Source organism: Pseudomonas syringae (assembly GCF_023278085.1).
Lineage (GTDB): Bacteria > Pseudomonadota > Gammaproteobacteria > Pseudomonadales > Pseudomonadaceae > Aquipseudomonas > Aquipseudomonas syringae_Q.
On the sequence record NZ_CP066265.1, the window covers coordinates 5,174,725 to 5,199,331 of the forward strand.

Consider the following 24,607-nt stretch of genomic DNA (forward strand, 5'->3'; position numbering starts at 1 on the left):
CTGTTGATGAAAATGTGGATGAGTGCGTTAAAGCTTGGCGCACCAGTTAATCAGACCCCTGATTTTTTCCCGCCAACCTTCCCGTAACCCGCAAAAACAGTGCTTTGCGCCACAATGCCCACAACTGCACACATCCAGTCACGCGGGCATATCTTTATAGCGCAATTGTGCATAAAGATTTGGTAAAGGCTCTAGCGCAGGCTTTTCTGTGCGGCTGAAAGTGTGCGTGTGGAAGCGAGCGTGCTCGCGAAGAGAACGGGCAAAGCCCCCTTAAAACTGATCATCCTTCAACCGCGCAAACGGCACACTGCGGTTCGCCAGCTTGCGCAACGTCAGCTTGTAGGCACTGGACTTGATCTGACTGCCCATCGGCGTCTCTTCCAGCAAGATACGCCCCGAAGCAAAGGCACAACCGGTATTCAGCATCCTGTACTTGAGCAGGTACAACCCCGGGTTCATCTTGCTGAACGTAAACACCGCCCCGGCCGGAACATACGCATGCCGAAAGTCCTTGCGCCCCACCGCATCCGTGACCTTGGCGTACACCGCTGACTCGCCAGCCGTGTTATCCACCGTAATCTGCGACCAGCCGCTGTCCTTGAGCACCGGCATGTCCTTCACATAACCCGGCTTGTCGGGCCACGGCGCGCCCATCGGGTCCAGCGCTGGCACCCCACACTCGGACGCCACTGGCTCAACCGGCTTTGCGGGGCTTGCCACCGGCTCTTCAACCGGAACAGCAGGTGCAGGCTTGACCCGCGTTTGCGCAACCGGGACCGGTTCTGCCGGTACAAACGGCTTGCCCGCCCCAGGGTCGTAACCCATCCACGCCCCACCAGCACAGAACACCACAGACAGCAGCGCCCAGCGCCACGCACTGCGGCGACGCTTGTCAGTAGACGGAGATCGAGCGGGAGAAGCCTTGGCCGCCATTCCAGGCTGAACGGTACGCTGAGGCGTAGCAGGCGCCTGAGCCGCCGCCGAACCATACGCATGCACCACCTGCCCTTTCGCGGCCTGCGCCTGCCGGCGACGAGCTGCCTCTACACGAGCCTTATGCTCGTCGGCAGCGAGTTGCGCATCATAAGCCGCACGCCTTCCGGCATCCGCCAGCACATCATGGGACGCATTTACGACGCCCATCATGTCCGAGGCATAAGGATCGGAATTCCTGTCCGGGTGCAGCTTCTGCGCCAGCTTGCGATAAGCCTTCTTGATCTGCTCAGGAGAGGCATCGCGAGCAACACTCAGCAGCTCGTAATGCGTGGGTGTTCTCTGCATTGCACTTGCTGTCCATGGCCGACTGCCATTTTTGATACAACTGTATCGGCCACCAAACACCGAACTCCAATGCGAATGCCACGCAAACCGAAAAACCGGAACCACCGCACAAGAAAATGCCCGAATCCACAGGATTCGGGCATTTCTTTAAGCATCGACGAAGCGTTCGTGAGCGTCCAGACGCACATTCATGCGATTCAGACAGCAATCCTCAGCCCCACCTTGCGCAAGGCCCGACAGGCCAGACGCGATACAAATTTACGTCAACACACTCTTCAGTGAATGACCAGCCTGCGGCAGACAACACCCGAAGCCCGGTTACGATCCATCGTGCCACTCATGAGACAGTCCTTTGTCTACTGGCTGAAAAGCTAACGGCCTGTGCTGCTGACTCAGTAGCCCGGGCCGTTGAGAACAATCCTAGGGAAAGCCAAAATCCAGCGCAACCGCCCAAAAACGCCGGGTCCTGCTGCGGTTGTTGCGATGCGCCAGATCGCCATCAGCGCTGGACGCACCGGTCCGCGTGACCAGGTTAAAAATCCGCCGCATCTCAATGCCCGAGCCTCCACACCCGAAAGCCAAAAGCACCACGCAAAACCGCAGCGCTCACACGCACCACACAGACCCATTCCCCAAAACCAAAGGAAACGCCCTACACCACGGCCCGCCCACATCCCACCCGAAGCGCTAACGACCAATTTTTTTCAACTGAATCAGGCAGCTAGGCTTTACAAGCGCATCAGACTCTATATACTCGCAGCCCATTACGCCGGTATAGCTCAGTTGGTAGAGCAACTGACTTGTAATCAGTAGGTCCCGGGTTCGACTCCTGGTGCCGGCACCATACAAGGTTTCAAAGGTGGTTTTTGCAGCCTTTGAGATCTCTGAGAAACCCGCCTTTTGGCGGGTTTTTTCGTTTTGGGGTTCTGTCGGATTCTGTCAGAAACTGGTGGATTCCAACCGTTTTAAGGGTAGAGTTTGGGACACAGGTCACTTCGATAAAGGGAGTACCCTTATGTCGCGCACCACAGCTCCGCTCTCCGACGCCGCTTGCCGCTTGCCGCTTGCCGCTTGGCCAAGCCCACAGACCTCGCCTACAAGCTTTTCGATGGCGGTGGCCTCTAGCTCCTGGCCGCAAAGGCTGGCGGCTCCGCTACGTCAAACCTGACGGACGGGAAGGACTGACCTCGTTTAGCAACTACCCCGTCATTGGCCTCGCCGAAGCGCGCCGCAAGCGCTTGGAAGTCAAACGAATGCTGGCGGATGGCATTGATCCCATAGAGACCAAGCACCAAGCCAAGGCGGAAGCCGTGATCAAAGGCAGAACCTTTGAAAGCGTTGCGCTCGACTGGCATACGGAAATGTCGGCTAAGTGGGCACCTGGCCATTCCAAGACAGTAATGAGCCGCCTCAAAACCCACGTATTTCCGCTGATCGGCGCACGCGCCATTGTTGATCTCGACAGCCATGATCTTATGCAGCCCTTGGAAGTGATCAAGAAGCGCGGAACGATCGACGTTGCTTTAAGGGTACAAAACTACTTGCAGAGCATCATGCGCGAGGCAAAGCGCCTCCGGCTTATCACCATAAACCCTGCTTACGATCTTGAAGGCTCGATCAAAGCTCCGCGGGTGGTACATCGCCCCGCTCTACCCTTATCGCGACTGCCGGAACTGCAGGAGCGGATCGACACCTATAAAGGCCGGGCACTTACCCGTCTCACGATGATGCTCTCGCTGCATGTGTTCGTACGCTCCAGCGAACTGCGCTTCGCCCGCTGGAGCGAGTTAGACTTTAAGCGCGGCACCTGGGAGATACCGGACAATCGACCCGCGTTGGAGGGAGTACCCTTTTCCACAAGGGGTACGAAGATGGCAGGGCATATCCATTTAGTACCCTTATCGCCGCAAGCCGTGGAGCTACTCGAAAAAATCCATGCACTCACAGGTAAATTCGCATTGGTCTTCGCAGGGGATGCCAAACCCTGGAAGCCCATGTCCGAAAATACCGTGAACAACGCGCTTCGGACGATGGGATACGACACCAAAACCGATATCTGCGGGCATGGATTTCGTTCGATGGCCTGCAGTGCACTGATCGAGTCAGGATTGTGGTCGGAGACAGCCATTGAACGGCAGATGAGCCACAAGGAACGCAACAAGGTCCGCGCCGCCTACATCCACAAGGCCGAATTCATCGAGGAGCGCAGGCTGATCATGAACTGGTGGAACCGGCACCTGGAGGCCAACCGGCAGGAGCATGTCACCTCGCACGAATTTGCAAACCAGATCGGCGCGAACGTCACCCAACTGAAAGCAAAACGTGCGTTAAAAACTGATCTATGATCAGGACTGATTCCATTAGCGAACGTATGACTGTGCACTAAGCATCACAACCATGCAATAAAGTTTAGAACCTCACCCAGCCACAGCATTTGGGCAAAATAACTTATGCAAGATCACCATCAAAAAAACCATGAATGGATCGAGTATTTCGCTTCTATAGAAGTTATCGATGGAGAATTAGAGAGTGGAGTTCGCGTTATTATCGACGCCATTCCTAGAGGTGTTATTGCAGAGCTGAAAGCACTATCTCCAGAGCAGGCAGTAGAGCACTTTGAAGAAAAATTTGCATTTTTATTACTAACCACAAAATTTAGCCCAGATTTAGCGGCTTCATTAGTGAACAAAAAAAACTGGGCCTCTTTATCACTTACTCATATTGATCCGACAGATGAAAATGCCATAGAAGCGCAATCCGTTAATTTTAGTATCGACGAGGATGGTACTGGCCAAACATTCTGGATAAAAATCGAACAAAAAGAAGTACCCAAGAGCGAACTGAGTGTCTTAGTTAGCTTGGCGGAAGTTGACTTCCTAGCAGACTGCGATACTCTGGACTGCTTAGGAGAGCCCCGTTCTATCGACGAGCACGGAGGGATTGCAGTCTATGATGTCGGGCAGGCGAATCTCTGCGCTGTTGTCGATACATATGAGCATCCTATCCTGTTCTTCGATTTAGGCTGGCCGCTTCCATTCAACAAACGCTCGGCTCGTCAACACGGACCATTTGACCCATTTATACTTGATGACCCAGATACTAAGATTCCAATTGTTCTGTCTCATTTAGATTGGGACCATTGGGGTTTCGCTTACAAGTCAGGTCAAGCACGCTACGACAACAAAAGGGGCTTCTGGAAGTCTGAAGTTTCATATCATGACGAGATAATGTCACGCCCTTGGTTGATGCGGCGTCCGCGGTTTCACCGCCACAAACTAGGCCCAAGTCATATCCATCTCGTTCTCACATTAAGCCAGACGCCCCTCGAAGATTTAACTCCAGCGCTCAAAATATGGCCTGCTAAGCGCTCCAGAATGGACTGGGGCGCTTGCACAATTATTCGGTGTAGTCCTGAGCCTGGCACTATTACCACACCTGCTTTCTTGAGAAATAATGAGTCATTAGCTCTTATGGCCGCTTCGACATCCAATCAATATAAAGTACTTCTATGCGGCGATGCCGATTATCCCTCAATCGGTGCAAGCTATAAGCGTCGCCTCACGGGGATTGTTGCCCCACATCATGGAGGATCGGTAACTTCTTGGTCGATACCTCCGGCTTCCGGGGTAGGACAGATGGTGATGTCAACTTATCCGGGCTGTTATTCCAATGTGCCTTCTGTGAATACTGAAACCGAAGCTCGAGATAAAGGGTGGGAAATACGCAAAACCTGTAACCGTCGTCATTGCCATGGAAGCTGTGGCAATAACGGTAACCAATTAATTGAGTTAAGCCCGTATCAGCCTGAATGCGGTTGCGGTCAGGTACCAAGAGGTGGTCTCTGTCTAAGCCTTTGAATTGATTTGCTTATCCGCGTTGGTCCATCCAAACAGGGCTGCAAAGCCGCCCTGTTTGGATGGACCTCACTTAAAAAATCTAAAGCCCACACAACTGTCTATGAAAAACCAAGGATTTCCACCGGTGGATAATTTCATCCACAGCCGCAGAACTCCCGAAAATTGAAGTCTTGACCCAAATTATGCACAGGCGTAGAAAAGATCGGGCAAAGCGCTGTCGTCTACAGTAACCCAGGTAGCCAGAACCTTTAAGGCTACGCCACACGGTGGTGGTTCTCCCAAAGTGCGATTAGCGTCCGGCGGCTCGCACGGTCACAGCGATGTGATGGATGCCTACTTCTACCAGAGTGCCACTGCGGCAACTCATACCCTTTTATAGCTGGCCTGCAGCAACCTATTCGCTTGGCCATTTCATTGCGCCAACCTGCGCCCGTCTCTTTCTCCCGGAAAGAGACGGGCGCTCCTACCGCTGCTGCAGCCCAACTCGTACAAGGCTTTGCGGCATTCCCCCTTGTGACAATCGGCGTGACAAACACCGAGTCACCAGCAACAGCGATGCAGATGATGGTGTTGCAGCCCACGGAATGGACTGCACCTGACTGACAGTCAGGAATGCCCCGGTCATCGCATCACTGCCTTCACCCAACTCAGGATCTCGCAGCACTGGTCTCGTCAGCCAGTGCAGCCTCCACCCGCCCACTTCTTCGGAAGTGCTCAGGAGGTCAGATCATGAGATGCCCAAGCTCCCGGTAGTAAAGAGCCGCCAGTCCCGCGTTAGTGGACAACCCTCACAGGTCGCAGGGGCCTTGATCCCTGATAACACTCAACATTCTTGGCGGGATGACGTGGGGAAGGTTTCAAAGATTTTGGCTTCGAGAGGAGTTTGATCATGGCATTGTTAGGCAGACGGCATGGGCGAAATTTTGGCTATGGCCGGCAATTGAGTTATGCCGGGCCCCAGGCGTTGCGGGACATGTTTGGCGGCGGGCATTACGGCACGGTCAAAGCGCACAGTGATCGATGGCAGGCATTTGTACGTTGGTGTCGCTCGAAGGATGGGCCGGGGTTTAACGATGCGCGGCAGATTGATCGGCAGACCTTGTTGGACTATGCCGGACATCTGCGCCAGCAAGTTGAACAAGGTGAGCTCGCCATCGCCACTGCGCAAAACCGGTTGTCCAGCGTCAACCGTACCCTAGCAGCGCTTCGCGGTGATCAGTATGTGAAAGTGCCAAGCCCAAGTAAGGCGCTAGGAATGCGCCGCACCAGTATTCGTCGCTCGGTGCCGCAAGGCCAGGGCAAAGCACACGTGAAGCAGATCGTAGACGCGCTTCGCGAACACCACCAGCCGCGCGCCGCAGCCATCGCTCAGTTAGCGCGAGCCACTGGCATGCGCTTACGCGAGGCGATTTTGGTTAACCTTCCGCGTCTGCAATGTGAAGCGAAGCAGTTCGGCAAAATCAACATCCAAGACGGCACCAAAGGTGGGCGCTCAGGCGCATCGGCACCTCGCTGGATTGCGGTAAACGATCCCATACGTGATGCACTGGCATTTACCAGAGGGGTCTCACCTGAAGGTAGCCGCAACCTGCTATCACCGGACGAAAGCTACCGTGACTTCATACAGGGCACAGTCTAGCCCGCCCGGAATGTTCTTCATAAGCATGGGCTCAAAGGCTTTCACGAACTTCGGGCGGCCTACGCATGCGAACGCTATAAGCAAATCACCCATCACACCGCGCCTATCAATGGTGGCCGTTGCTACCAGATCAACAGACGCCTTGATCAGGAGGCCCGCGTACATATCAGCTATGAGTTAGGGCACGGGCGCATCGACGTTGTATCGGCCTACATAGGGGGCCGAGTATGAGCAAGCCATTCGATATGGAATTGTTTCTGGAGAGTCTCCTGACCGGGTCGCATACCACCCGCGAGCGCCACCTAAACCAAGCAAAAGCCATTCAATCGGCGATTTCTAATCGCTGGCATCGAAATAACCCATGGACCTGGCAGCAAAAGCATCTCGCATGGTTTCTAGATCACCACGTGAACCAGCGCGCCGTGTCAACGCGCTACTACTATCGGCTGACAATCTGCTTGCTCACTCTTCGCTTAGGAAAGCCCTGGCAGTTCAAAGTGCTAGGCGCAGATCCCCAGCCGAAGCCGCGCTCAGCCAGGTGCAGAAGTGCCAAAAAAAGCCCTCAGTTAGCCAATAGGTGAGGTGGCTAGGGAACGCGCACAGGGACAGGGCCTCCGGATGCAAAGGATTCCCCGAGCGCCCCCTAAGCGGGCTTCATACCTCCTTGACATTTGTAGAATTGACTAGGTGCAATCGCCAGACAAAAAAAGCACCACAATGCGCAAAAAATGCCACATAGCGTATATTTAACGCGCCGATGATGGTATTTTTTGCACTGAAATCGATTTTTTTCGCTTTCTATATATGCTCAGAGGCTCAAAATGGACCATTTTCAAATTATTCAGGCGCTGACTCGATCTGCGCTGCCCACTGGGGGCGTAGCGGTTCGCAACCAAGTGGAACGCCTAAAGGAGGCACTGTCTGAGGCAGGAGAAACAAGACAGGCACAAAGCCTGGGAAAGATTCTGGCGAACTCTGCCAAAGCAACAGAAATGGTACCGAGCAAGCTGACTCAATCCAGGCAAGCATTGGTTTTAGGTGAGGAGCTCACCAAGAACACCCCGGTACCTGTTGACCGGGAAACAGCCTCACCGCTTGCAGATATCTATTTCCCCGAGCAGCTTAGTAGCGAAATGCCGTTACTAGACACTAGAGTCACGGTGGCGGCAAAAGCTCTGCTGTCGGAGTGGAACATGTCAGAGGAGCTGCTGAAGTTTGGTGTGGAGCCCGCCAAATCTTGCTTAATCTACGGCGTGCCAGGGACCGGCAAAACCAGTCTTGCCATCTGGCTTGCTAAGCAGCTCAATTTACCAGTAGTGATTGCCCGGCTAGACGGTTTGATTTCTTCATTTTTAGGAACGACAGCGAGAAACGTTGGGGCTCTATTTTCGTTTGCCAATCGCTATAAGTGCGTCCTTATCCTCGACGAATTCGACGCAGTAGCGAAGGTTCGGGATGACCCTAATGAGGTAGGTGAAATAAAACGCGTGGTGAACGCCCTTTTGCAAAATATTGACTCGAGAAGATTGGCTGGAATCACCATCGCGATCACTAACCATGAACAACTCTTGGATCCTGCGATATGGAGGAGATTCGAACTGCAGCTAAGGATTCCCAAGCCAAACTTTGAGGGCCGGACGAAAATTGCTGAAAAATACCTTCACCCACTTGATTTGGATGAACGAGCAAAGAAACTGCTTGCTTGGGTTACTGAGGGGTTTTCAGGGGCAGAGATAGAAGTATTTGTAAACGGATATAAAAAATACCGTGCTATTACAGGTGATGAGCCCGAGAACATTTTCCCTGCTTTTCAGTATCTACTCACTGTAAGTGGAGATAAAGTCCGCAAAGAAGCACATGATCTAATAATGCTTGAGCCACCCCAAATTGCGATGGCTTTGGCTGCTAAACATGAACTTTCCTTTTCGAGAGTCGATATCGGCCACCTCTTAAATAAAGACAAAACGACTATTGGACGCTGGCTGAAAGCAGCGTAATAAAAGGAATTTAAAAATGGCGAACGCACCAATTCAAGTTATTCTGAATGCCGATGGATATCGAAAAGATAGGGAAACCAAGCGACCTAACAGCGCCGGAACTGACTTTTTCGAAGGTGAGAGCGGTGCGTTTGCCACCCACAAGAAGAGTCTACAGCAACAGCTAGCATTGATCAGTGCCCAGATATTAGAGCGTACAAGAATAGAAAAGTATGGTTCTTCAGCGTTCATAAAAGTCTCGATGAGGCCGGACGCATTAGCTAAATCGCACCGTCCGACCACTGCTATTTTTAGAAGTGACAAAGCACCTGAGGTCGGTGTTGACGGCTTGGGCGAATTGATTTGTGAGGTCAACGAGCAGTCACTTAAATGGGTTCAGAGTGCTATCGAAAAAGCGGAATTGACTGTAAGACAGAAAGTTAATAATAAAACAAACCTCTTGGAAGATGCTCCAACGCGTTATAGGTGCGAAGTCAGTGCTATCGGAAAAATAGATACATGGGAAAAAAGTGATAGACGTAATTTTGAAATCCCTGTAGCGATAGAATGGTTGTCAGACCCCAGAAGCGGGCACGTCTATCATGTTGAACTTTTCAGAAAACTGACTAGCAGCGAGGGTTTTTTGAGCGACACTCTCAGCCAGAGTCTTCTCAACGAGCTACGAGAACTCCCACCCGGTATTATTGTAAGCATCCCGAAACGCTTTACACGTGACGACACTGTTATTGAAATAAAAGTCACCAATGGTTCGTCCACAACAAAATTTAATCGGGCACGCGAACAAAAAACTATCGATCAGCATATCGAATACAGCAAGAACCCCGATATCCACAAGAAGTTACTGAAAGTTTTAGAATCACATCCGCTAGTGAAACGTGTACACCTACCTAATCTACTAATAACTTCACCATCTACTACCACTCTTCATACTGGGAAACACTCTTTCTTACCGCCCAACCCTGGTCAGAATTACCCAAAAGTCGGCATTATTGACGGCGGAGTGTCTACTAAACTTGATGACTGGATAGTGAAGCGCTGGGGTATTCTCGACCCTACTCACCAACAGCATGATCATGGCACGTTTATTGGCGGTCTTTTGGTCAACGGGAAACAGCTTAACCCAAACATGGAGATCGATCCGGACGGATGCATGCTTGTAGACATAGACGTCTTTCCCAACTCCGCAATTCCGGGCGTTTTCACGCAATACTACCCCAATGGGACAAGTGATTTTTTTGACGAAATTGAAGAAGCAGTACGCGTCTGCGTAGAGGACCACGGAGTAAGAATTTTCAACATCAGCTTGAATGCTGTAAGTCCTGTGCATTTAGAGCGCTATAGCTTGGATGCACAACGACTCGATCAAATAGCTGATGATTACGATGTAATTTTCGTGATCTCTGCAGGTAATTTAACTGCGTCTACAATGCGACCTGAATGGCCAGCTGATCACACTAAAGCCGCCGCCATTCTAGCATCGTTCCGTAATGATCAAATTTATGTTCCGGCGGAGTCCATTAGGAATATCTCCGTGGCAGCACTCAACCCGGGCAATCATTCCGGCAGTATCGTCGACATGCCAGCCCGATATAGTCGAAGAGGGCCAGGTCTTAGGACAGGAGTAAAGCCTGACATCAGTCACTACGGGGGTTCAGGATCCATATGCCCGACTGCAGGGCACGGTTTAGCCTCAGTTATGCCCAGCGGTGACGTGATCACTGGATGCGGCACCAGTTATGCCGCCCCTCTGGCAGCAAAAATGCTAGCGAGTTTAGAGTCTAGCATCGAAGGGGATGTGTCGCGGGAGACTCTCACAGCGCTGGCCATTCACAACTCAAGAATCTCCGACACTTTGAGAAAAAAAGAATTCCAAGGTGCTGCTCAACAACTAGTTGGATTTGGCAAGCCTCCTGCGGCGTCGGATGCTATGTTAAATGGTGACCATGAGATCACTCTGCTGTTTTCGAGTCGACTAATACCAGGGAAGGCTTTGGAGTTCAAATTTGCTTGGCCAAACTCACTCGTGCAGCCCGGAGGAAAATGCCAGGGTGATGTAAAATTGACATTGGTGTCGTCCCCGCCGCTGGATCATAAATATGGTGCGGAGTTTGTAAGAGTCAACATTGAAGCCGCTCTTCAGCAGGAACAACCGAACGGTGGATTCAAAAGCGGCTTGGAACCAACTTATGTTTTTTTCAGCAAAGATGACAAAGTTACCGAGGCCGAACTCATCGAGCACAAATTCAAGTGGTCCCCGGTTAAAGTGTTCGGCACAAGCATGCCGAAAGGGAGAGGCAAGAGCTCCAACTGGAGATTGATGATTAACTATCTTACGCGCTCGGGTGAAATCCTGCCTCCTGAAGGCGTTCCATTTTCGATTTTGCTCACCATTTCAGACCCGAGTAGGTCCAAGCCTATTTTTCAAGAGATGCGTAATAGCTTGCAGCTATCTGGTGCAAAAATAGCGGACATTCACACTGCTGCTCGTGTAACACCCAAAGTGTAAATCACTCCGAGGTCAATCTAGCTCTGTGCTCTCTTTCAGTCTGATGCTGAATGAAAGAGAGCACAGCGCTTTCACTCCCCGGAAAAGGGTAGATTTGGGGATAAAACATAATTAAGCTCAACAGAAAGGTATTTATTTACATATGGTTACACGGCTTTTCGATTCCTGGTGCCGCCCCCTACAATGTTTCAAGGTGGCTGTTGCCGCCTTTAAAAATCTCCAAAAATCCACCTTCTGGCGGTTTTTTTCGTTATTGGCTTAAAATCGGATTGAAAGCACATCTGCATTGCGGAGACGGAAGGCTGAATTTTTCGAGCTCTGCCTCAATGGTGATTTGCTGAAAGATGAGATCGACTGGTTCGTGGAAGACACCAAGGGCGTGAAGACGCAGGAATGGGGCTGCACGAGTGTCTCGGGATGACTTGGGATGAATATCGATTATGGTCTGCCAGGCCGTCCGCTCTACCCATTACGCCAAACCACTCCCTTATCCCGGCATGCAAACCTTCATCACCCTCAAGCTACCCCTAAAGCTCCCCCACCCCCGTCGATACCCTCCTTACACCCCGCAATCATGGATCGATGAAATGGTTATCTCACTCACCCCCGGCAACAACACCTCTCCCACCATCACCCTGCCCAACTCTGGCGTGACGCTCACTCCGAAGCCGCTCACCGATGCGCAAAAAGAAGCGCTGAAGAACGCTGCCGCCAACACGCCGGCAGTGGTTTACCACCCCAGTACCGAAGTGCCTGCCACGACGGAGCCGATGGTGGCTATCGATACCTGGGTAGGCCGCTCGCAGTCGCCTGACTTCCCGAAAATGGTGGCGCAGCACACGTCTTCGACGGAGGCGTTGAAGACTTCGTATGACGCGTTCAAATCGACGCTGGCGTCGGTCTACCCCGACCTGGCCAGCAAGAAGTTTGGTTTCACGATTGAGGCGAACGGCAACTTGAAGGCGACCAACAGTGCTGGCGAGTTGAGCGATGCGGACACCAAGCAGTTGAACACGCTGTTGAACGCGTCGAGCGGGCTGAAAGCCGCAGCGGCCACTTATCGGGAGACGGCCATTGATCTGGTCGATTCCGATTCGCCCTGGAGCGGCAGTTATCTGGGTCGTTACAACCTGACCAAAGAGAACTTCGCCAGCTCGCTGGATCTGGGCGCGTTGTTTATTCCCAAGACGTCGACACCTTCGAAAGAACAAGTCGATGGCATGTTCTTCAATCAACTGGCCTACAAGGGTGTGCTGCACACTCAGGAAACGGAGGCGGCCATGCTGGCTGCGCGTGCGGCGGAGAAGGCTGCGGGCTGATTGCGGGCGATGAGCGGGCGGCCTGCGGATTTACAGGCCGCCCGCTCCCGTAATATCGGCGTTTCTGGACGTTCAGCGCTCTGTTCCGAGGCTCTGGACGTTTCCTGTCATCGACCGGCTGTGTGAAAGTTGTCACATTTTTTGAACTTTGTATCAAGTAGCTTACCCATTACGAAACTTTTGGCTTACGCCGCTATCTGAACTTTCCGACGCAATGTAGGAAATTTCTTTTTCTGCGCGTCGAATGCTTACCTTTTTTCTATTTCTTCCGTGCCACTGCCGTTCCAGGCGGTGCACTTATTGCGCCTCTGATTCTGTCCACAAGGATGTGAAATGCACCCGGATGCACGCTGCCCATTGCTCAAGCCAGGCCCCGCTCAACGTTTCGTGGAGATGACCCGCTTGTCGTCATTGAATGCCAAATACTTCGCGCTGGCGGCGCTGGCAGTGTGGACGCTCTTTGTCGCTGCGGCGGCTCAGGCGGCCGGGCCTGAAGAGGAGTTACTGCGCCAGCAGGAGCGTGAACGAGCGCTGCGTGATCAACTGGAATCGCGGCCCGATGTGCGGCTTCAGGCCCCCACGCTGGACGAAGGCGGCTCTCGCCTCCCTGCAAAAGAAGCGCCCTGCTTTGCCATTAATGACATTCGCCTGATTGGCGAGGCCTCCGAGAAGTTTCAGTGGGCACTGAAGGCGGCCAACCCCAAGGATGATCCTGCCGTCGGCCGCTGCCTGGGTGGCGCGGGCATCAACATGACGATGAAGCGCATGCAGAATGCGATCATCGAGGCAGGCTACGTCACCACTCGTGTTCTCGCCGAAGCTCAGGATTTGAACAGCGGAATTCTGGTGCTGACCATCGTGCCGGGGCGTATTCGCGAGATTCGTTTTGCGGAAGGCACCAGCCGTCGCGCCAACCTGTGGAATGCGATGCCCGCCAACCCCGGTGATCTGCTCAACCTGCGCGACATCGAGCAGGCGCTGGAAAACTTCAAGCGTGTGCCTACGGCCGAAGCCGATATCCAGATTACGCCTGCCCGGGCAGCGGATGCCAAACCTGGCGAAAGTGACGTCGTGATCAAGTGGAGCCAGCAGCTTCCGGCCCGCGTGAGCCTGTCTGTGGATAACTCGGGCAGCAAGACCACCGGCAAATATCAGGGCAACGTGTCGCTGTCGCTGGACAACCTGCTGTCGCTCAACGATCTGTTCTACGCCAGCTTCAACCACGACCTGGGCGGCGGCGAGTCCGGGCGACGTGGCTCGGATGGCAATACCTTCCACTATTCTCTGCCGTTCGGTTACTGGCAGTTGGCATTCACCACCAGTGAGTACAACTACGAGCAGTCCGTCGCGGGTGCCACCCAGACGTATGAGTATCGTGGCGAGAGCCGCAACAACGACCTGCGACTGTCGCGCCTGCTGTACCGCGATGCGGTGCGCAAGACCACGGCATGGGGCGGCCTGTGGACAAGGTCTTCGGAAAACTTCATCGATGACACCGAAATCGGCAACCAGGACCGGCGCATGGCGGGCTGGCAGTTCGGTCTCGATCATCGCGAATTCATCGGCGCGTCGATTCTCGATCTCGGCGTCGCCTATCGTCGCGGTACCGGCGCCCATGACTCGTTGCAGGCCCCTGAAGAACCGTCTGGCGCAGGCACGTCGCGCTCGCAGATCATCACCGCCGACGCGCAGTTGCAAGTGCCGTTCACCCTCAGCGACCAGCGACTGCGCTACATCGGCGGCTGGCGTTCGCAGTGGAACCGGACACCGTTGGTGCCGCAGGACCGCTTCTCGATTGGCGGGCGCTACAGCGTGCGCGGGTTCGACGGGGAAAACATCCTGTCTGCGGATCGCGGCTGGACACTGCGTAACGAAATCGGCCTTGCGCTGGGGCAGACAGGTCAGGAGCTGTACACCGGTGTCGATTACGGCGAAGTCAGCGGTCAGGCCAGCGAGTTTCTGATCGGCAAGCGTCTGGCCGGTGCCGTGGTCGGTGTGCGCGGCGGTTACAAGGGGCTGTCTTATGACTGGTCGGTGGGCACGCCGCTCAAGAAGCCGGATGGCTTCGAGACCGCCAACGTGACCAGCGCCTTTACCGTCATCTGGTCCTTCTGAGGTCATGCCATGCGCTTCGAAACGCTAGACATCACTGCACCCGGCCTGATCGACGAGCCGTGGAACGAGGCAACAGTGCTCGGCTCGGTCACCTGGCTGTGGATGCATTCCAAAGCGCATCGCGATGCGCCGCTGCATGCCCTGCCGACACTGCTGCTGCCTGCGCTCAAGCATCGTCAGTTCGTGCTCGGCAGCGAAAACGGCAAACCGGTGTGCTACCTGTCCTGGCTCAACCTCGACGAAGCCGCCGAGCAGCGCTACCTGCAGCAGTCGCCGCTGACACTGAGCGAAGCCGACTGGCACAGCGGCGAGCGAATCTGGCTCAACGACTGGGTAGCACCGTTCGGGCACAGCGCAGCGCTGTCACGCGTGCTGCACCGCCAGTTGTTCGCCAACAAATGTGGGCGTGCGCTTTATCACCGCGGTGAAGAGCGCGGCCTGCGGATCAAGACATTCCAGGGCATCGGTGTGATCCCTGAACAGGCCAAGGCCTGGTTTGCGGCTCATCCGGTCGCCACCGCACCGTCACCTAACCCCTTATAAACGCTGGTTTCGCGGGCTGGCTCCGCAGATGGAATTGCTATGAACAAGCACCTGTACCGAATCGTTTTCAACAAGGCACGCGGGCTGTTGATGGTGGTGGCGGAGAACGTCGCCAGCCAGGTCAAGGCACCGGGCACCCGTGCCAGCCGCACGGCCGTCGCACCTGGCTGCACCGCGACGCTGGGGCCGCTGCGTTTTGCGTTGATGACCGCGATCGGGCTGGTGTCCTTGAGCGTCGTACCGGCGTGGGCGGCGGGCACCATTGTGGCGGATCCTTCTGCCGCAGCGGGCCAGCGTCCGACGGTGATCGAAAGCGCCAACGGTACGCCGCAGGTGAATATTCAGGCACCGAGCGCTGCCGGGGTGTCGCGCAACACTTACAACCAGTTCGATGTCGACAAACGTGGCGTGATCCTCAATAACAGCAGCGCCAACAGCCAGACGCAGCTGGGTGGCTGGATCGAGGGCAACGCGGCGATGGCCAAAGGCAACGCGCGGGTCATCCTCAACGAAGTCAACGCCAGCAACCCCAGCCAGTTACAGGGCTACGTCGAAGTCGCGGGTCAGCGTGCCCAGGTGGTGATCGCCAACCCCGCCGGCATCACCTGTGACGGCTGCGGTTTCATCAATGCCAACCGCGCGACCCTGAGTACCGGCCAGGCGCAACTGGAAAACGGCGCCATCACCGGTTACACCGTGAACAGCGGCGCGATCACTATTCAGGGCAAAGGCCTTGATACTCGCGACGCCGACTACACCGACCTGATTGCCCGCACCGTGCAGGTCAATGCGGGGATCTGGGCGAACGACCTGAAGGTGACCGCCGGACGCAACCAGGTCAACGCCGACAACACCCAGGCCACGCCTCAGACCGGGGCCGATGGCGACAAGCCCGCCGTGGCCATCGACGTGGCGCAACTGGGCGGCATGTACGCCGGGAAGATCATGCTGGTGGGCACTGAATCGGGTGTCGGCATGCGCAACGCCGGGCAGATCGGGGCCATGGCCGGTGAAGTGGTCATCAGCGCCGATGGTAAATTGCAAAACCAGGGCGCGATCAGCAGCGCAACGGCGACCCGCATCAACGCCACCAGCGTCGACAACAGTGGCTCGCTGTACGCCAAAAGCGATTTGAATCTGGCCAGCTCCGGCGATATCGACAACAGCGGCACCATCGCCAGCCAGAATCAAACCAGCATCAACGCCAAGGCGATTCGCAGCACCAAAGGCTCCAGCCTGGCAGCGGGCGCAGGCGTGGACGGCAAACTGGGCAGCAGCGGCAACCTTACGGTGCGCGCCACCAGCGTCAAGGCCGAGGGGCAGAACCTTGCGGCAGGCGATCTCAGCATTCAGGCCGATGACCTGGACCTTAGCGGCAGCCAGACTCAAGGTCATAATGTCACCCTGACCGCCAACAACGGCGACGCCAACCTCAGCGGCAGCAAGGTCGATGCCAGCCAGACCCTCGCGGCCAGCGCGACGAAAACCCTGCGCACCGACAGCGCCAGCGTCAACGCCGACAACCTGCAACTGAACGCCAGCGACCTGTCCAACGTCGGCGGCGAGCTGATTCAGACCGGCGTCGCCGACACCGCGATCAACGCCAGCGCGACCCTCGACAACCGCAGCGGGCGCATTGCCTCAAACGCCAACAACGCCCGACTCAGCGCCAACCGCGTCGACAACAGCGGCGGCACCATTGAACATGCCGGCCAAGGCTCACTGAATATCCAGGCCAACCGGCTCGATGGCAACACAGGCAGCATTGCCAGCAATGGCGCGCTGTCGATCAAGGCTGCCGATGTGGTGGTCGATGATGGCCTGACCCAAGGCCGGCAGATCACCCTCGACACCACCAATCTGTCCAACCAGCGCGGGCGTATTCTGCAAACCGGCTCTCAGCCTTTGCAGATCAACGCCAGCCAGCAATTCGACAATCAGAACGGTCAGGTCAGCAGCCCGGGCGCTGTGGCGCTCAACGTCGGCACGCTGAATAACCAGAGCGGCAAAGTCATCGCCACCGACGGCGGCCTGCTGACGGTCACTGCGGGTGATCTGATCGACAACAGCGGCGGCACGCTGGCGGCCGGCGGCACCGCGCAACTGAACGGCGCGCGTCTGGAGAATACCCAGGGCACGGTCAGCGCTGGTGGCGAGCTGCAAGCGCAGTTCAGCCAGTTGAACAACATCGGCGGCACGCTGGCGTCGACCCAACGCATGGCGATCATCGCCGGGCAGTTCAACAACACCAATGGCGTACTCGGCTCGGTGCAGTCCGGCCTGTCGGTCAACGTGAGCAATGGCGCGCTGAACAACAACGGCGGGAGGTTGGAAGCCCAAGGTGACATCGCCGTTACGGCTCAGGGCCTGGATAACCGCAGTGGTGTGATCAGCGGTCAGGCACTGGACCTCAACAGCAACGGCGCTCTGGCCGACAACAGCGACGGCACACTCGACGCCCGCGCCACCCTCGACCTGCGCAGCGGCGAGTTGCGTAACGCGGCGGGCTTGATTCAGTCCGCAGGCAAGCTGTCCATCGACACCGGCAGCCAGGCGCTGAACAACCTGCAATCCGGCACCACCAAAGGCATCAGCGGCCAGGATGCGGTGGAAATCCGTAGCGCCAGCCTCAACAACAGCGCAGGCTTTTTGAGCGCCAAGGGCAACCTGTTGCTCAACGCCAGCGACGTGGCCAACACCGACGGTGGCCAGATCATTGGTGAGAAAACCGTACATATTGAAGGCGCTCGACTGGACAACCGTGGCGGCCAATTGCAAAGCCTCGGCGACGTCGAGCTGGTGCTGGGTCAGACCCTCAACAATCAGGGCGGTCTGGTACGCAGTGCGGGCGCGTTGAGCCTGAGCACTGACGTGCTCGACAACAGCGCCACCCAGGGCACCAACCAAGGCCTTGAAGGTCGCAGCATGAACCTGGCGGTCAACACCCTCAACAACCAGAGCGGTGCCTTACGCACCGATGAAGGTCTGTTGCTGGGCGTGAGCCAGACGCTGAATAACCAGAGCGGGCTGATCTCTTCGACCGGCGACCTGACCATCAGCGACCGCGATACGGCACAGCGTCGCCAGTCCATAAACAACCTCGACGGTACGCTGATTGCGGGCAAGCTGCTGTCGCTGAATGCGGCGTATTACAGCGGCACGGGCCGGGCGCTGAGCCTGGGTGACATCAACTTCAGGTTGCAGAACGGCCTTGATTTGAGCGGGCAGATTCAGGCCAACAACAACGTTGATCTGAGCACCGCCGGGGCGCTCAACAACACCGGGCGTTTACTGGCGGGCAAGGCGCTGCTGGTCAGCGCACAGACGCTCGACAACAGCGCCAACGCCGAAATCAGCGCAGGCCAGGTTCGCCTTAACGTCGCTGACACGCTGACCAACCGTGGCCTGATCGATGGCCAGCAAGTGCGCGTGCAGGCCACAACCCTCAATAACCTGGGCACCGCCCGCCTGTATGGCGATCAACTGGCGATTGCCACCAGCACCTTGAATAACCTCGATGAAAACGGCATCGCGGCGACCATTGCGGCCCGTGAGTCGCTGAACATCGGCACCGGCACCCTGAACAACCGTGAGGAATCGCTGATCTTCAGTGCCGGCGATCTCGCCATCGGCGGCGCCCTCAGCGCCCTCGACACGGCTCAGGATCGTGCTCAGTTACTGACTAACGCCAGTGCAACCGTCGAAGCGCTCGGCAACCTGTCGCTGAACGTACAAAGCGTGCGCAACACCAACGAACATTTCAGCACCCGCGACGTGGAAGTCAGCCGCACACCGGAACAGGAATTCCAGCTTACTGGCTCGACCAATCGCTATCAGGCCAACGAAATCTCGCTGCGCAATGACGAGGTGAATTACCTGGTCACCCCTGAAGGCCAGCGCGACAACTGGAATCGCTACGACTACACCCGCGTGGTGAACGAAACCCAGATCGCCACCTCGGCACCGGCCCAGATCCTGTCTGGCGGGACCATGCAGATCAGCGCGGGCGACGTGCTCAACGACAAGAGTCGCATCATCGCCGGCGGGCTGTTGCAGGCGGACGTGACCAGCCTGACCAACACCGAACTGTCGGGCGAGCGCACGACAACCGACAGCGGCACCGTAACCAACTTTTACCGTATGCAGCGCAAGGGCCGTGACCGGCAGGGGTCGAACACCGCCGCCTACACCCCTGCCCCGTTGATTCAGGAAATCTCCCTGCAACCGACCGTCTTCGCGCAGAACTCGGTCGTCAGCGGCACCGGCACACAAATCAGCGCGCGCGGCACTCAGGCCGTCGGCCAGCAAATCGCCTCCACCGGTACCTTCAGCGCTCCGGTTGCGCGCACCTTTCAGGTCGCGCCGATCGTTCAGGTCGCCGCGCAGACCTCTCAGAACGCACAAGGTGTGGCCGAGCAGATTCGCACCGGCGGTCCGTCCCTCGAACTGCCGAACAACAGCCTGTTCACCACCAACCCGCAAACCACCAGCAATTACCTGATCGAAACCGACCCGCGTTTCGCCAGCTATCGCACCTGGCTGTCTTCGGATTACATGCTGGAGCGCCTGCAAGTCGACCCGGCCCTGACCCAGCAGCGTCTCGGCGATGGCTTCTATGAGCAAAAACTGATTCGCGAACAGGTCGCGCAACTTACCGGTCGACGCTTCCTCGATGGCTATGCGAATGACGAAGCGCAGTACCGGGCGCTGATCGACAATGCCGTCACCCTTGCCAATCAATGGCAACTGGTGCCGGGCGTCGAGCTGTCCCCCGAGCAGATGGCGCAACTGACCAGCGATATCGTCTGGCTGGTACAGAAAAAAGTCACCCTCGCCAGCGGCGAAACCCGCAACGTGCTGGTGCCGCAGGTTTACGTGCGTGTGCAGGAAAGCGACCTTAACGGCTCTGGCTCGCTGATTGCCGGGCAACGCCTGAATCTGAACATCGCCGGTGACCTGGTCAACAGCGGCAGCCTGGCCGGGCGCAGCGTGATGGCGATTACCGCGCAGAACATCGAAAACCTCGGCGGCCGCATTCAGGCCGACAAGGTCTCGCTGACGGCACGGGAAAACCTCGACAACCTCGGCGGCCTGATCGGCGCAACAGACAGCCTCGCCATCAACGCCGGGCAAAACGTTAACGTTGTGTCCAGCAGTCGCGACAGCAGCAGTGCCCAAGGCACCCGCACCAACCTGTCACGCGTGGCCGGCCTGTTCGTCAGCGGCGCTGGCGGCACCATGGGCGTCAACGCGGGCAAAGACCTCAACCTGACCGGCGCTCAGGTGGTCAACGCAGGCACTGGCGGCAGCACCTCGCTGCAAGCAGGCAACAACATCAACCTGACGACCGTCGGCGAAGCCCATCAGCAATCGGTCAACTGGAACGGCAGCAACTGGCGCAAGGACGCCAGCCAGACCGAAGTCGGCTCAACCATTCAAGGCCAGGGCGACGTGCGCCTCAGTGCCGGGCAGGACCTCAATGCCCGGGGCGCGAGCGTCACCAGCCAGCAAGGTGCAATCATCGCCGACGCCGGGCGCGACGTGAACCTGACCGCTGCGCAAAACACCCAGTTCGCCGATGAAGCGCATAAATTCAAAGGCAGCAACGGCCTGTTCTCCAGCAAGACCACCACCACACGCGACACCGTCAACCAGACCCAGGCGCAAGGCTCGACGCTGAGTGCCGAGAAAACCTATGTGCAGGCCGGTCGCGACATCAACGTCAGCGGCAGCAACGTGGTGTCCACTAACCAGACCGTTCTGGCGGCTGACAACAACATCAACATCGAAGCGGCGACCGAGAGCAGCAGCGAACGTCACGACAAGTCAGTCAAGAAAAGCGGCCTGTTCAGCGGCGGCGGCATCGCGGTCACACTCGGCACCCAACAGCAAACGGTCAAGGACCTCACCACCAGCCAGACCGCAGCGGCGAGTACCGTGGGCTCGACCAAGGGCGATGTGCTGATGGAAGCGGGCAAAGGCTATCGCCAGGTGGGCAGCCAGGTGAGCGCGCCAGAAGGCAGCGTCGACATCACCGGGCAAACCATCGATGTCGTCGAAGCCCGCAACACCAGCAAGCGCGAGCGTGAAACCCTGTTCAAACAGACCGGCTTCACCCTGACCGTCACCAACCCGGTGATCAGCGCCATTCAGACCACCCAGCAGATGAAGCAGGCGTCGGAGAAAACCGACGACGGGCGCATGAAAGCGCTGGCAGCCGCTACGGTCCTGCTGGGCGGTAACAACGCCGCCACGGCAGTGGCAATGAACCCCGACATGGCGGGCGGTCTCAACATCAGCCTGTCGCTGGGCACCAAGAAAAACGAAAGCAAAACCACCCAGACCAGCGACAGCGCCGCCGGCTCGACCATCACCGCCGGGCAGGACGTGCGCCTGCGCGCGACCGGCGCAGGTGCAGACAGCGACATCACGGTACAAGGCAGTCAGATCAAAGCCGGACGTGACGCCAGCCTGATGGCCGACGGCGACATCAACCTGCTCGCCGCCAATAACACCAGCCAGCAAAACACCGACAGCAAAGGCAGCAGCGCCAGCGTCGGCATCGGCTTCTCGTTGGGCGGCACCAAAAACGGCTTTACCCTGGACTTGGGCGTCACCGGCAATAAGGGCCAGGCTGACGGTGACGAGCTGACCCATACCAACACCAAAGTGGAGGCTGGCAATCAGTTACTGCTGGCCTCTGGCGGCGACACCCAGATCAAGGGTGCGGTGGCGAGTGGCAAGAAGGTCATCGCCGACGTCGGCGGCGATCTGAATATCGAAAGCCTGCAAGACACCAACACCTACAAGGTCGACGAAAAGAGCCTCGGCTTCGGCGTCAGCCTGTGCATTCCGCCGTTCTGCACCGGCATGAGCACCATCAGTGGTGCCAGCGGCAACTTCGGCGCGACCAACATCGACTCCAACTACGCCAGCGTCACCGAGCAATCGGGCATCAAGGCCGGTGATGACGGTTTCGACATCAACGTGCGGGGCAACACCGACCTGGTCGGCGCCGTGATCGCCAGCAGCGACAAGGCCGTGCAGGACGGCAAGAACAGCCTGGTCACCTCCAGCCTCACCAGCCGCGACATCAAGAACAAGGCCGATTACGACGCCAACACCGTCAGCCTCGGTGGCGGCTACAACGAAATCAGCAAGGACCAGAAAGGCAACGTCCAGACCGGCGGCAAGGGCACCCCCGGCACCGAGCTGGCGAAAAACGAGAACCAGATCGGCGCCAACATGCCGATTGCCATCAGCGCCAGCGACAACGCCAGCAGCGTGACGCGCAGCGGTATCAGTGGCGGCGCGGTCGTCATCACCAACGACGCCGAACAGCAGAAACGCACCGGCAAGACCGCTGAGCAAACCGTCGCCAGCCTTAACCGCGACGTGTCCAGTGACCGCGACGGCAGCAACTCGCTCAAGCCGATCTTCGACGAAGACGAAGTCCGCGCCGGTTTCGAGATCGTCACCGCGTTCTCCAACGAAGCCAGCACCTTCCTCGCCAACAAGGCGCGGGAAGCGGACCTCAAGCGGCAACAAGCCAAAACGCTGCAGGAAAAAGCCGATAAAACCGCCGGTCTGACCGACACCCAGCGCATGGACTTGCAGATCAGCGCAAGACAACTGTCGGCAGAAGCCAATGACATCTCCGAAAACTGGGGCGCAGGCGGCACCTACCGGCAGATCACTACCGCCCTGATCGGCGCAGCTGGCGGCAACATCAGCGCCGGCAACGCCGCCTTCGTGCAAGGCCTCGTAGTCAACTACGTTCAGCAACGCGGCGCAGGCTACATCGGCGACTTGGTAGCGGACGGCGAACTCACTGAAGGCTCCCCACTGCACGCCGCCCTGCACGGCATCGTCGCCTGCGCGGGCGCCGCCGCCAGCAGCCAAAGCTGCGGCAGCGGTGCCGCAGGCGCAGCGGCGTCCAGCCTGCTGACCGGTTTGTTCTCACAAAGCAGCCCGGACGAAAGCGAAGAACAACGCGAAGCCAAACGTAATTTGATCGTCAGCCTGGTAACGGGGCTGGCAGCGACCAGTGCTTCTATCGACCCGACTGCCGCGAATACAGCGGCGGGTGCGGCGGTGGATAACAATTGGTTGGCGACGCAGCAGATTGTGCAATACAAGAAGGAACTGGCCGAAGCGAAGGGTACTGAAGTATTTACCGTTTTTGCAAAGTGGGCATTCATCAGCAGCAAGCAAGATGTCCTGACCCAGTTCGGTGTTGGTAAAGGGCTGGCGCAATCGGGCTGGAATGATGTTGAAGGTCTGGCTCAGTTCGTGGCGAATCCTATTGAAGGATTAAAGGGCCTCAAAGAGCTGATCGCAAATCCGGAAGCTCAGAAGCAATTCAGAGCCGAATTTCTAGCAGATGCAAACAAGAAGATTGACACGATCACAAACGCGCTGGAAGTAGGCGGTGATCAAAACGCCGAGGACTTGGGCGTGGCGCTTGGAGAGATTGCCTGGCAGGTCGGTAGCATTGTCACCGGCGTGGGCAGCGCTGCAAAAGGCGTCGCCGGCCTAGCCAAAGCCGGGATCAAGGTGGGCACCGCAGAACTTGATAAGATGGCTGATCTGGCTAGAATGGAGAAGCTCGCCAAAGCCGAAGCTTTACGCAGCAGTGTTGTAGGCGCTGTCGCAGGTAGCCAGAAGGCAAGTGCTAACTCCAAATTCGGGCAGCTTGCTAAAACTGAGGCTGAGCTTCGGGATGCTCAACGTGTAGATGGTGCAAAAGGGCCGGAGCAGGTTATCCCTGATGAAATCAACCCTCCCAAGTTCAGCCGGGTTGAAGACCTGTTTGGGCAGACATTTGAAAGTATCCCGCTGTCGCACCTTCCCAATTGGAAGACCGGTTCGCTTGTAAATGATGGGGTGTTGGGCGAGCAACTGGCCCTGCAAACCCTTAACGAAAAAACCGGCCTCAATTTCAAACCTCTGCAAAACAGTAGCAACCACGGCTGCGATGGCTGCGCGGTGGCGATCAATGGCGATACGATTACCGTGGTGGTAATGGATGCGAAGTCTTCGGTGAACGGTGTGAATGCGGCACGCACGCCGCATGGGGATCCGGCTACAAGACTGAGAGGGTGGTTGGCTGACGATTCGATAACCGAATCCGATCCTGCGTTGGCTGGAGCTTTGAGATCCGCGCTGGGAAGCGATGGAGTCAAAGTCCAAGGCGTTACCGTTAAAATCGGCTTGCCAGCACCCAGTAAAACAGGTCAAGCAGAAATTAAGGTGGAATCATGGCCCAAAAAATAAGTCAATGTGAACGCGTGGGTGTGAACCCAGGGTGGCCATCCTACAAATCAGTACTAGCTCGCATCGCCAGAGGG

The 24,607-nt window shown here is 56.8% G+C and carries 8 protein-coding genes, 1 tRNA gene and 2 pseudogenes; 10 read left to right on the plus strand and 1 reads right to left on the minus strand.

Annotation, left to right across the window (positions count from 1 at the left end; all coding sequences use genetic code 11):
• Positions 1–270 precede the first annotated feature (270 nt).
• A complete protein-coding gene (locus I9H07_RS22975; protein WP_236425462.1) occupies positions 271–1,281 on the minus strand; it encodes a J domain-containing protein in 1,011 nt (336 codons plus the stop codon).
• A 768-nt stretch (positions 1,282–2,049) separates the two neighbouring features.
• Between I9H07_RS22975 and I9H07_RS22980 the strand changes: the two genes are divergently transcribed.
• The 10 genes and pseudogenes from I9H07_RS22980 (at position 2,050) to I9H07_RS23030 (ending at position 24,533) form a co-directional block, all read left to right on the plus strand.
• Positions 2,050–2,125, plus strand: a tRNA-Thr gene (locus tag I9H07_RS22980).
• 171 nt (positions 2,126–2,296) lie between these two features.
• Positions 2,297–3,626 (plus strand): annotated as a pseudogene (locus tag I9H07_RS22985) (tyrosine-type recombinase/integrase).
• Between the two features lie 105 nt (positions 3,627–3,731).
• Positions 3,732–5,138: a hypothetical protein gene (locus tag I9H07_RS22990; RefSeq protein WP_236425461.1), complete on the plus strand. Its 1,407-nt coding sequence runs from the start codon at positions 3,732–3,734 to the stop codon at positions 5,136–5,138.
• 889 nt (positions 5,139–6,027) lie between these two features.
• A pseudogene (locus tag I9H07_RS22995) lies at positions 6,028–7,008 on the plus strand (integrase domain-containing protein).
• 590 nt (positions 7,009–7,598) lie between these two features.
• On the plus strand, positions 7,599–8,774 hold the full coding sequence (locus I9H07_RS23005) for an AAA family ATPase (RefSeq protein ID WP_236427140.1): 1,176 nt from the start codon (positions 7,599–7,601) through the stop codon (positions 8,772–8,774).
• Positions 8,775–8,790: 16 nt separating this feature from the next.
• Complete coding sequence (locus I9H07_RS23010; protein ID WP_236427141.1) at positions 8,791–11,280, plus strand: S8 family peptidase; 2,490 nt, start codon at positions 8,791–8,793, stop codon at positions 11,278–11,280.
• A gap of 587 nt (positions 11,281–11,867) precedes the next feature.
• Entirely contained in the window at positions 11,868–12,599 is a 732-nt protein-coding gene (locus I9H07_RS23015) for a hypothetical protein (protein WP_236425617.1), read from the plus strand.
• Positions 12,600–12,992: 393 nt separating this feature from the next.
• Positions 12,993–14,714 (plus strand): ShlB/FhaC/HecB family hemolysin secretion/activation protein, encoded by a 1,722-nt coding sequence (locus I9H07_RS23020; RefSeq protein WP_419204734.1) that lies wholly within the window; start codon positions 12,993–12,995, stop codon positions 14,712–14,714.
• 9 nt (positions 14,715–14,723) lie between these two features.
• Positions 14,724–15,257: a toxin-activating lysine-acyltransferase gene (locus tag I9H07_RS23025; protein ID WP_058392708.1), complete on the plus strand. Its 534-nt coding sequence runs from the start codon at positions 14,724–14,726 to the stop codon at positions 15,255–15,257.
• 39 nt (positions 15,258–15,296) lie between these two features.
• Positions 15,297–24,533, plus strand: coding sequence for a hemagglutinin repeat-containing protein (locus tag I9H07_RS23030; protein ID WP_236433105.1), 9,237 nt, complete (start codon positions 15,297–15,299; stop codon positions 24,531–24,533).
• The last annotated feature ends 74 nt before the right edge of the window (positions 24,534–24,607 follow it).

What these genes read in the sequence shown, in the direction of transcription:
- I9H07_RS23025 (WP_058392708.1), top strand. Translation starts at nt 14,724, where the DNA reads ATGCGCTTCGAAACGCTAGACATCACTGCACCCGGCCTGATCGACGAG.
- I9H07_RS23010 (WP_236427141.1), top strand. Translation starts at nt 8,791, where the DNA reads ATGGCGAACGCACCAATTCAAGTTATTCTGAATGCCGATGGATATCGA.
- I9H07_RS23005 (WP_236427140.1), top strand. Translation starts at nt 7,599, where the DNA reads ATGGACCATTTTCAAATTATTCAGGCGCTGACTCGATCTGCGCTGCCC.
- I9H07_RS23030 (WP_236433105.1), top strand. Translation starts at nt 15,297, where the DNA reads ATGAACAAGCACCTGTACCGAATCGTTTTCAACAAGGCACGCGGGCTG.
- I9H07_RS23020 (WP_419204734.1), top strand. Translation starts at nt 12,993, where the DNA reads ATGACCCGCTTGTCGTCATTGAATGCCAAATACTTCGCGCTGGCGGCG.
- I9H07_RS22990 (WP_236425461.1), top strand. Translation starts at nt 3,732, where the DNA reads ATGCAAGATCACCATCAAAAAAACCATGAATGGATCGAGTATTTCGCT.
- I9H07_RS22975 (WP_236425462.1), bottom strand. Translation starts at nt 1,281, where the DNA reads ATGCAGAGAACACCCACGCATTACGAGCTGCTGAGTGTTGCTCGCGAT.
- I9H07_RS23015 (WP_236425617.1), top strand. Translation starts at nt 11,868, where the DNA reads ATGGTTATCTCACTCACCCCCGGCAACAACACCTCTCCCACCATCACC.